General features: G+C 69.5%; 1 pseudogene. It reads right to left on the reverse strand.

Annotation, left to right across the window (positions count from 1 at the left end):
* Positions 1 to 835, reverse strand: a pseudogene (locus KUM32_RS37160) (mannose-1-phosphate guanyltransferase); the annotation flags it as partial.

An 835-nucleotide genomic window follows, 5' to 3' on the forward strand; every position in this document is an offset into this window, starting at 1 on the left:
GCCGAGGCCGGGGTTGATGGTGAGCGCGTCCACCCCGAGCTTGCCCAGGAGGCTGGGCAGGACCAGCCCGGCGCTGCCGTTGGACGCGTCGACGACGACCTTCAGACCGGCCTCGGCCACACCGGTGGTGTCCACCGCGCGCAGCAGCGATCCGGTGTACGAGTCGAAGACGCTCGCGGGGAAGCGCAGGTCACCGATCTCGCCGGGGAAGGCGCGGCGGTATTCCTGGCGGGCGTACACCCGGTCCAGCTTCCGCTGGGCGGCCTGCGACAGGTCCGCGCCCCGCTCGTCGATGAACATGATGTCCACCGAGTCGGGCACGCCCGGCGTCGTACGGATCATGATCCCGCCGGCACTGCCGCGGGCGGTCTGTTGGCGCGCCACGGGAAGCGGCACGTTCTCCAGGTCGCGTACGTCGATGGCGCTGGCCTGGAGCGCGGAGATGACCGCGCGCTTGAGGGCCCGCGCGCCCCGGGAGTGGTCACGCGCGGTGGTGACGGTGGAGCCCTTCTTGAGCGTCGTCGCGTACGCCCCCGCCAGCCGCACGGCCAGCTCCGGGGTGATCTCCACGTTGAGAATTCCGGAGACGCCGCGCGCACCGAACAGGTGCGCCTGCCCGCGGGATTCCCAGATCACCGAGGTGTTGACGAACGCGCCGGCCTCGATCGTCTTGAACGGGTAGACGCGTACGTTGCCCTGGACAATCGATTCCTCACCGATCAGGCACTCGTCACCGATCACCGCCCCGTCCTCTATGCGGGCGGCCCGCATGATGTCGGTGTTCTTACCGATGACGCAGCCCCGCAGATTGCACTGCTGCCCCACGTACACGTTG

Source organism: Streptomyces sp. AC627_RSS907 (assembly GCF_019049165.1).